The 8545-nt window shown below is 70.6% G+C and carries 9 protein-coding genes; 1 reads left to right on the forward strand and 8 read right to left on the reverse strand.

The window, feature by feature from the left end; translation table 11 throughout:
• From K6I34_RS25305 to K6I34_RS25340, 8 genes are all read right to left on the reverse strand, one after another.
• Positions 1–1376 (reverse strand): multicopper oxidase domain-containing protein (locus K6I34_RS25305; RefSeq protein WP_229328790.1); only part of this gene is annotated, 1376 nt, incomplete at its 3' end.
• 121 nt (positions 1377–1497) lie between these two features.
• A complete protein-coding gene (locus K6I34_RS25310) occupies positions 1498–2586 on the reverse strand; it encodes a methyltransferase domain-containing protein (RefSeq protein ID WP_229328792.1) in 1089 nt (362 codons plus the stop codon).
• A complete protein-coding gene (locus tag K6I34_RS25315; RefSeq protein WP_229328794.1) occupies positions 2583–2897 on the reverse strand; it encodes a Rieske (2Fe-2S) protein in 315 nt (104 codons plus the stop codon). The genes K6I34_RS25310 and K6I34_RS25315 overlap by 4 nt, the downstream gene beginning before the upstream one ends.
• Entirely contained in the window at positions 2894–3730 is an 837-nt protein-coding gene (locus K6I34_RS25320) for an iron-containing redox enzyme family protein (protein WP_229328797.1), read from the reverse strand. The genes K6I34_RS25315 and K6I34_RS25320 overlap by 4 nt, the downstream gene beginning before the upstream one ends.
• On the reverse strand, positions 3727–4575 hold the full coding sequence (locus tag K6I34_RS25325; RefSeq protein WP_229328799.1) for a dihydrodipicolinate synthase family protein: 849 nt from the start codon (positions 4573–4575) through the stop codon (positions 3727–3729). Before K6I34_RS25325 ends, K6I34_RS25320 begins: the two co-directional genes overlap by 4 nt.
• Complete coding sequence (locus tag K6I34_RS25330; protein ID WP_229328800.1) at positions 4565–5764, reverse strand: aminotransferase class I/II-fold pyridoxal phosphate-dependent enzyme; 1200 nt, start codon at positions 5762–5764, stop codon at positions 4565–4567. The genes K6I34_RS25325 and K6I34_RS25330 overlap by 11 nt, the downstream gene beginning before the upstream one ends.
• Before the next feature lie 948 nt (positions 5765–6712).
• Entirely contained in the window at positions 6713–7288 is a 576-nt protein-coding gene (locus tag K6I34_RS25335; protein WP_229328802.1) for a YceI family protein, read from the reverse strand.
• A gap of 36 nt (positions 7289–7324) precedes the next feature.
• A complete protein-coding gene (locus K6I34_RS25340) occupies positions 7325–7666 on the reverse strand; it encodes a rhodanese-like domain-containing protein (protein WP_229328804.1) in 342 nt (113 codons plus the stop codon).
• Positions 7667–7762: 96 nt separating this feature from the next.
• Here K6I34_RS25340 and K6I34_RS25345 point away from each other — a divergent pair, with 96 nt between their 5' ends.
• The gene (locus tag K6I34_RS25345) at positions 7763–8239 is read left to right on the forward strand and encodes a MarR family winged helix-turn-helix transcriptional regulator (protein ID WP_229328806.1); all 477 of its coding nucleotides are present in this window, start codon (positions 7763–7765) and stop codon (positions 8237–8239) included.
• Positions 8240–8545 lie beyond the last annotated feature (306 nt).

An 8545-nucleotide genomic window follows, 5' to 3' on the forward strand; every position in this document is an offset into this window, starting at 1 on the left:
CGCTCGGGCGTCGGCAGGGGCGGCGGCGCGCGGTCCGGGAGCGGCTGGAGGGGGGCGATGAGGGTGCCGTCGGGGTAGAGGCCGGTGCCGTCCTGGAGGGTGTCGAACATCCGGAACAGGCCCCACATGCCCATGTGGAAGTGGACGTACATGTGGCAGTGCCAGATGGCGTCGCCCACGGCGGCCTGCTTCGAGCCGAGGCCGCCGATGAGGTCCAGGGTGAGGCCCTCCTGGGGGCTGATGCTGACGGAGTCGACGATCGGCGACTTCGGGTCGTCCGGGTCCGTGTGCCACTGGTGGAGGTGCGTGTGGAAGACGTGGGTGTCGCGCATGCCGCCGTGGACGAGCCGGATCACCGTGGGGTCGCCCTGGTAGCCGCGCAGGACGGGGGTGGCGGGGTCGCCGAACATCCAGGAGCTGTGGTGCATCTCCTCGCCGGTCTGGGCGTCGCGCACCGGGTCGAGCTCCCCGCGCTCCAGCATCTGCTGGTACTGGTACATCCGCCATTCCATGGGCTCGATGCGCAGGTTCACCGGGAGCATGGCGAGGTTGGGCGGGGTGAGGTCGGCCATGGTGTCGGGGCGGTCGGCGTCGGCATCGTCGTCGTACGCGGCGGTCCCGTTCCCCGCGTGCCGTGCGTGCCGCCCGTGCGGCGCGGCCGGCCCGGCCCCTTCGGAATGCCCCGTACCCGTCATGGCCGCCATGTCGTGCATGCCGCCCATGGGCATGAGGGCCGAGACGTCGGCGGGGTTGTCGTTGCTGGGGTACTCCATCATGAAGATGACGAACTCGCGGAAGCTGCGCTCGGGCAGGTGGACGTCCGCGTACAGCCCGGAGGCGAGTTCGCCGCCGGTCTCCGGGTCGGTCCAGGTGGCGTTCTCGGACTCGACCACGAGGGCCCCGATCAGGCCGTGGCTCTGGGCGCCCTCCCCGCGCACGTCGGCCATGCTCCCGAAGTGGAACACGCCCTCGTGCTCGCACACCCACTCGTACTCGCGGACGCCGCCGGGCGGCACACTGGTGTCGGGGTTGAGGCCGACGGACAGGCCGTCCTGGAAGCGGGCGTCGTACTGCACGCCCTGCATGGTGATGCCGGTGGGGCGGTCGAGTTCGTTGGTGAGCCGGACGCGCAGGCGCTCGCCGCGGCGGGCGCGCAGCACGAGCGGCCGCATCAGCGGGTGCGGCTTGGGCACCCGCTCGGGCTCCTTGAGGTAGTCCGGGAACGGTGTGGGCCAGGTGGCGGCGATCGACCGCAGTTCCTCGGCGTCGGCGGCGAGGGCGTAGAGCGCGCCGTTGGAGTCGTAGTCGCCGAAGCCGTTGTAGGCGATGGGGACGTGCAGGGCGACGACGTCGTATGTGCGGAGCGGTTCTGGCATGCGTGTGTTTCCCCCGTGAATGGTGTGGTTGCTCGGTTCCTGGGTGGCCCTGAGGCGGATACGGGTGGTGCCAGTAGTGCCTGTGGTGCGGTTGTCGGGCGGTGTGCCAGGAGGCGATGTGTCAGGAGGTGGTGTGCGCGAACCGCGCGGTCACCTCACCGCCCGAGATGACCCGCCCCTCCCAGCGGTAGCCCTGGCGGAACGGGCCGTCGGGGCTGTCCGTCCGCTCGAAGTCGAGGACGATGCGGTCCCCGCGGCGGAGGCGGACCTGCTGTTCGATCGGCAGGTAGCAGTGTTTCCAGCTGTCGGACGCGGTGCGTTCCGCGATCCCGTCGCCGGAGATGTCGAGGGCGACGGTGTCCGAGAGCGTGGCCACGAAGTAGCCCTTGAAGCCGCTCAGCACGCCGTCGCGGTGGGCGGTGAAGACGAGCGGCACCCGGTACGTGGCGGACGGCTCGGGCTGTTCGGGCTGTTCGGGCCGTCCGTGCTGTTCGGGCCGTTCGGGCCGTTCCAGGTCGTAGACGCGGACGACGCGCGGCGCGGCGAGGTGGCCGTCGAGCGGGAGGACCACGTCGTAGTAGAGGTCGAAGGGGCTCCGGGCACCCCGGCCGCGGAGAAGCGCGGCGAACTGTTCCGCGTCGCCGCCGTCCTGCGGCACGCCCGCCCGGACCTGGGCGTGGGCGCGGGGGGCGGACACCGGGACGAGGTAGCTCTCGACGCGCCGCGGGAGCATGGCGCCGCCGGGTGCGAGGAAGCGGCGGCGCGCGTCGGCGAGGATCGTGGCGAAGCCCTCGTTGTCGGCGAGGTTGCCCATGATCTCGGAGACGACGACGTCGACCCGTTCGGGCAGTTCGACGTCGAAGGACAGGCCGTGGACGGGCCTGAAGCGCTCGCCGTGCCCCGCGGCGGTCACCCGCTCGCAGGCGGTGCGCAGCACGTCGGCGTTGAACTCGATGCCGTAGACCGTGCGGGCGCCCGCCTCCAGGGCCCACTGGGCGAGGATGCCGGTGCCGGTGCCGAGGTCGAGGACGGCCGCGCCGGGGCGTACGGCCTCGTGAACGGCCGCGCGGAAGGCCTCCATGCGGAGGTCGTCGCCGAGCAGCAGGTCGTGGAAGGAGGCGTCCCAGTCGGTGAGCCGTTCGGATGCGGGCAGCCAGACCTGTTCCGCCGTGTACGTGTACGGTGCGGGGCCGTGGGCCGTGGTGGTCACTGTGGCTCTCCTTGCGTCGCGTCCGGGACGGGGCGGACCGGCAGCGGGCCGGCGCTGGGGCCGGAGATCTGGCAGCCGGTGGTGAGGTCGAAGGTGGAGCGGTGCAGGGGGCAGGTGATGCGCAGGGTGCGTGGGTTGACGTAGCCGTGGACGAGCCGCCCCTTGCGGTGCGGGCAGGCCGCCGCGATGTCGTACGGCCGTCCGTCGACGGTGACGCGCACCCACTCCCCCGGCAGCGGTTCGACGGCGACAGCGCGTATATCGGAGGCGCCGCGTACGTCGGAGGCGCCGCGCGCTTCGGGGGTGCTCACGCCGCCTCCCGGGCCCGGGCGACGGCCGTCTCGAAGGCGGTGCCGATCAGGTCGGAGAGGAGCAGCGCGCCGACCCAGAGCCGGGTGGGGTCCAGCCCGTGGGCGGCTTCGTACTCGCGGATGGCGACTTGCATCTCCGTGCGGTGGAAGGTGTCGATGTGCAGGTGCTCGGTGTAGTAGCGGCCGTGGGTGACGCCCAGGCGTTCGCAGGCCCGGGCCTGGACGGTGAACGCGGACGGGATGCTGGCCTCCAGGTAGGCGAGGGCGCCGAGGAAGTACTCGACGTGCGGCGCGCGCTGGGTGAGCCAGTAGAAGACGTCGAGGAAGGCGTAGGTCTCGTCGCCGGTGCGGTCCAGGTAGGCGTCGAGGTCGGCCGGGAGCCCGAGCTCGGCCAGGAGGTCGGCGTAGAGCTGGGAGTGGGCCTGCTGAAGGTTTCCGCAGCCGAACTCGTCGATGAGGACGCGCATGACGGCCATCTGGGACCGGATGGGCAGGCGGGGTATGGCCGGGAAGAAGTTCTGCGCCTCGGTCAGCCCGTCCGGCGCGAACTCGGCGACGACGTAGGCCAGCTGATCCCGTGTCGCCTCTTCAGCGAGCCAGTGGCCGGCCGGGGTGCCCGCGCTCTCCTTCTCCAGCAGGCCGTCGAGCGCCTCCTTCCACTGCGCGCGCGAGGCGAGCGGCGGGGTGCGCTCCTCCAGCTCGGCCACCCGGGGGACGATCCACGCGCGTTCGATGCGCTCGATCTCGGCGAGGGTGCGGACGTCGTGCAGGGCGCGGTTGTGGATGAACAGCCGCTTGAGGTCGCTGTCGCCGTGTGCCGGCTGTGTCCTCATGTGCGGCTCCCTTCTGGTGTCGCGGTCCGGGCGCTTCCGATCACCCGGCGGCGGTGGAGTTCGGCCTTGAGGGACCGGTACCAGTCGGGCCGGTCCAGGCCGTGGTGCGCGCAGGCGTCGCGTACCGCCCCGTCGTAGACGGGGCGAGTGGCGAACGCGGTTGCGCACAGGGCGGGTTCGACGTTGGCGAGGGCCATGACCCAGCCGTCGACGTCCCCGCAGTCGCTCACGAGGTCTTCGAGCCCTTGGAGCACCGGCACTCCGGGCCCGGCGGCGAGCAGGGCGCGGGTGTCCGCCGGGGAGCCCGCCGAGTCCTTGACGGCGGCCGTCCCGGGCAGGGCGCAGATCCGCAGCAGGGTGGCGGGTTCGATGGTGTTCCCGGAGATCACGGATTCGTGGTAGACGACCACGGGCAGTCCGGCGGCGTCGGCCACGGCCGCGTAGTGGTCGTGCATCTCCCGCTGGGTGACGTGGGGTCCGTACGGGGTGGTGGCGACGACGGCGGTGGCGCCGAGGCGCGCGGCGAGCCGGGCCCGCGCGGCGACCTCGGCGGTGGTGGGGCACTGGATGCCCGCGAGCACCGGCGTGCCGTCGGCGCACTCCACCACATGGCCGACCACGTCCTGCCATTGACGGTCCGTCAGGGCCCAGCCCTCGCCGGTGCTGAGGGCCGGGAGCAGGGCGGTCACATGGGGCCGTACGGAGCCGACCAGCCGGGCGACGTCCGGCCGGGGCACCTCGCCCCGGTCGGACAGCGGGGTCACCAGGACGACGGTCACTCCCGCGTACGGCGCCCGCTCCTCCCCCGGCGCCGGCGCCGGGCGTCCCGGAGGCTCACCTGGCATGGCGGTCGAGCGCCTGGGCCAGGCGGGACATGGCCGCGGAGAACATCTTCGGGTCACGGGCCAGGGCCACACGGAGGTGGCTCTCCCCCTTGCCGGGCTGGCTCCAGTAGAAGTAGCGGCCGGGCAGCAGGTACAGGCCGTCGCCGGTGAGTTCGCGCTGGAGCCCGCTGGCGGTCAGCTCGGGGTGGGCTATCCGGAACCAGGCGACGCTCACGCCGACCACCGGTTCCTGGTATTCGAGAACCGTGCCGTCCAAGGCCTTCCTTGCGGTCTCGCGGTTGCGGGTGAGGACGTCGCGGACGGAGGCGAGGTCGTCCTGGATGGAGTCCTCGATGTACTCCGTCAGCATGTTCAGCACGAACGGCGACACATTCAGCAGAACGCTGGTGTGGAGATTGTAGACCGCCTCGTGGATATCGTCGCTGACGGTGAGCATCGCGCATTTCGCGTCCTGCACCGGCCAGGTCTTCCCGGTGTCCTCGATGGCCATGTAACGCACCCCGGAATTCTCCAGGAGTTCATACATGTCGAATCGGGCGACCGCGGGATCGAACAGCGTGAACGAGGCGAAGCAGAAATCAATCACCAGCAGCTTGTCGTGATCCTTGCAGAACCGGACGACTTCCTCGAAACCGCGGCGGCCGTGCTTGAGCAGGCTGAACCCGGTGGGGTTGTTCGGGTCGACCAGGAACAGCGCGTCCGTACGGACCCGGCGGCGCAGCTCGTCGTAGATGCGGTCGGGGTCGGCGAGGGCCGATTCGTCGATCGGGTAGAGCGGCACGCCCATATTGGCCAGGACGTCGTAGAGATTGTCGAAGCAGGGCTCGATGAGCGTCACCGCCATCCGCTGCTGCTTGAGGTACATCCCCACCACCATCGTCGATATCGACGCGGCGTAGGAGAGCATGGTCTTCTTCCTGGCGAGCGCGGTCGGCTGCCGGTGCAGCCGGAAGAACGCGTCGGTGAAGCGCTGTTCGTAGGTCTCCTGCAGCCCTTCCTCCGCCTCGTACCACAGCTGCGGGAGGCGGGCCACGATGTGCTGCTGGCTCGCCGACTGCCGCTGGTGGGTGTGGGCGTCGGCCAGGTTGAACTCGGTCCGCAGCGCCTCGATCTCGTGCTGGGTCAGGTCGACGAGGGCCCCGCCGGTGCGGGTCTCGGGCGAGCCGGTGCGGATGCTGCTGGTGGTCATGGTTCCTCCCCCTGAGCGCTCTGTGTGCGGAACCGGCCGCCTGCGGCACGGTCCCGTGGCGCTGTTCACCTCACCCGGCCGTGCCGCCGTGGAGGGGCGGCTCCGTCGCCGGGGAATGGTTCGGTGTTTCGTGGCTGCGTCGTCGGTACGTATGTCGTGGATACGTATGTCATGGGTACGTGGCGGATGCGTGGCGGGAACACTCCCGTATGCCGCGTGGTGCGCGGCCGGCACTCCGGCCCGCGGGCGCTCCGGAAGAAATTGCGCAACGTCGCATGACGCTGCCGCGCGTTGCGCGATGAGCGCCGAGTGGAGCTGCTTCGGATGTGGGCCGCTCGGTCGTCCCGGCCGGTGGCCCGAATTCCGGTCGCCGCAGGGCGTGTCGGCGGCTAGGCGCGCAGAGCCGTGCCGAGTCTGCGCCTTCCTGCCGCCCCGGCACATCCTCGAGTAACACGCTCCGGCCGTCCACCGCTCGCCGATGCCTCGATCACGAAGCCCCTCCCGGACCGTTCGGCATCCTGATGCGAACACGGTTGAAATTACGTGCCATGTTCCTGTCTCTCCCCCGTTTGCGGACCGCGGTCCGACGCGCAGGACTATGCCATACCGACAAGGGGCGAGCAAGCGTTCTCATGACCGGAAATTCTTGGGCCTGAGTGCATGATCACGAAATTACCGGGCCGGTGAATGCTTTACATGGGTCAAGATCGTTCCGCGAATTCCCCGGTCGGTGCGGAATTGAAAGAGATCCATTCCGGGAACCGGCATATGCCGCCCGGAGCATGGCGCAGCGCCCCGCACGTGACACCCACCGGCGGGGTGACGTACGGGGCGGTGCGATGTGTCACACGGACCGGGCGACGCGGGCCGGGCCGTCGGGCCGGGCCGCGCGCGCCGCGTCCGCGGGTGTCACACGTGGCTGTCGTGCGTGACCGTCGGACGTGGCCGTCAGGCCTCGCGGATGGTCTCGATCTCCAGCGTCAGCTCGATCTCCTTGGAGACGAGGATGCCGCCGGTCTCCAGGGCCATGTTCCAGGTGAGGCCCCAGTCCTCGCGGTTGACCTTGCCGTGCGCCGAGAACACCGCGCGGTCGTTGTTCCACGGGTCCCGGGCGTAGCCGAGGTAGTCGACCTCCAGGGTGACGGGGCGCGTCACGCCCTTGATGGTGAGGTCACCGGTCATCTTGCCCTTGTCGCCCTGCCAGGTCACCGACGTCGAGGCGAAGGTGGCCTTGGGGTGCTTCTCCACGTCGAAGAAGTCCCCGGAGCGCAGGTGGTCGTCGCGGGTCTTGTCGCCGCTGTCGACGCTGGCCATGTCGATGACCGCGGTGACCCGGCTGTCCTCGGGGCGCTCGCCGACCTCGACGGAGGCCTCGACGCCGGTGAACCGGCCGCGGACCTTGGTGAGCATGAAGTGGCGGCCCACGAAGCCGACTTCGGCGTGGCCGGGGTCGACCTTCCACGTGCCGGCGGACGGCAGCTGGACGCCGTTCACCTCGCGGGTGGGGGAAGCAGAGCTGGTCATGGGTATCCCCTTCCTGATCGTCGGGATTCCTGGTCGTCAGGAGGCGCGGGCGGGACCGGACTCGGTCGGCAGACCGGCGTCGATCCAGTCCTGCTTGCCCTCGCCGTACTCGTACACGTTCGCGTAGCCGAGCTCGGTCAGCCGCTGGGAGGCGATGCCGGAGTTCGGGCAGGGGGTGTTGGAGCAGTAGACGATGATCTCCGCCTGCTTGTCGGGCAGCAGGCCCGGAGCGAGCGCGTCCACCGCGTCGTGCGGGAGGTTCAGGGCGCCGGGCAGGTGCGCCTCCTCGTAGTACGAGGCGGGCAGGGCCTCGACGACCGTCACCGAACCACTGTCGATCTTCTTCTTGACGTCGTCACGTCCGATGCTGCGGACCATGGTCGCCATCCCTTCCGGGGTCGAAAGCTTTCCGTGCGTCTGCACACACACTAGCAAGTGCGTGCGGACGCACACAAGCGTCGATATACTTTGCCCGTGAGCAAAGGGGATGTGGACATCGAGGCATGGCGAGCACTGCTGCTCGCCCACAACACAGCCGTCCGCGCGATCGAGAGCGACGTGCAGCGCGAGGGCCGCGTCCCCTTGACGTGGTACGACGTGCTCCTGGAACTCAAGGCCGCGGGCGAGCACGGACTGCGGATGCAGGAGGTCGCCGAGCGCGTGGTCCTGAGCCGGACCCGGGTCAGCCGCCTGGTCGACGAGATGGTCCGCGTGGGCCTGGTCCGCAAGGAGGCCGACGCCGCGGACAAGCGCGTGGTCTGGGCCGTCATCACGGAGGACGGCCGGGAAGCCCTGCGGGCGACGGCGCCGGCCTATATGCGGGGCATCCGGCGGCACTTCTCAGCGTACCTGACGGAGGAGGAGACGGAGGTCGTGGCGGAGGCGCTGACGAAGGTGGCGCGGGGGGAGAGTGTCGATACGGTCGCTTCGCCTTCGCGGCGTCGCGTCTGATTCTTGCCGGGGCTGCGCCCCGGGCCTGCCTCGTTCCGGCCTTGGCACCGTGTGCGGCTGCCGGTCGCTGCGCGGCGCGCCTACCGGGGGGCCTCTTGCGCTGCGCGCGCGTCTGCAGGCCAGTGGCCGGTGCGCCCACCGGGTTGCCACCCGGGCCCGGTTCGCGACTGCGGGTCGTGGACGGCTGGTCGCGCAGTTCCCCGCGCCCCTTTCGGGGCGCGCCCTTCCTGCCACCTCCCGGTTGTGCCCACCACGGGGTCCGGGGGCGCAGCCCCCGGAAACACTTCCCACCCCCCCCCCCACCTG

This window comes from Streptomyces sp. UNOC14_S4 (assembly GCF_020740835.1).
In the GTDB taxonomy this organism is placed as follows: domain Bacteria; phylum Actinomycetota; class Actinomycetes; order Streptomycetales; family Streptomycetaceae; genus Streptomyces.

Bases quoted from the DNA above. Each gene is read 5' to 3' on its own strand.
- K6I34_RS25320 (WP_229328797.1), bottom strand. From the start codon at position 3,730: ATGAGGACACAGCCGGCACACGGCGACAGCGACCTCAAGCGGCTGTTC.
- K6I34_RS25325 (WP_229328799.1), bottom strand. From the start codon at position 4,575: ATGCCAGGTGAGCCTCCGGGACGCCCGGCGCCGGCGCCGGGGGAGGAG.
- K6I34_RS25340 (WP_229328804.1), bottom strand. From the start codon at position 7,666: ATGGTCCGCAGCATCGGACGTGACGACGTCAAGAAGAAGATCGACAGT.
- K6I34_RS25330 (WP_229328800.1), bottom strand. From the start codon at position 5,764: ATGACCACCAGCAGCATCCGCACCGGCTCGCCCGAGACCCGCACCGGC.
- K6I34_RS25335 (WP_229328802.1), bottom strand. From the start codon at position 7,288: ATGACCAGCTCTGCTTCCCCCACCCGCGAGGTGAACGGCGTCCAGCTG.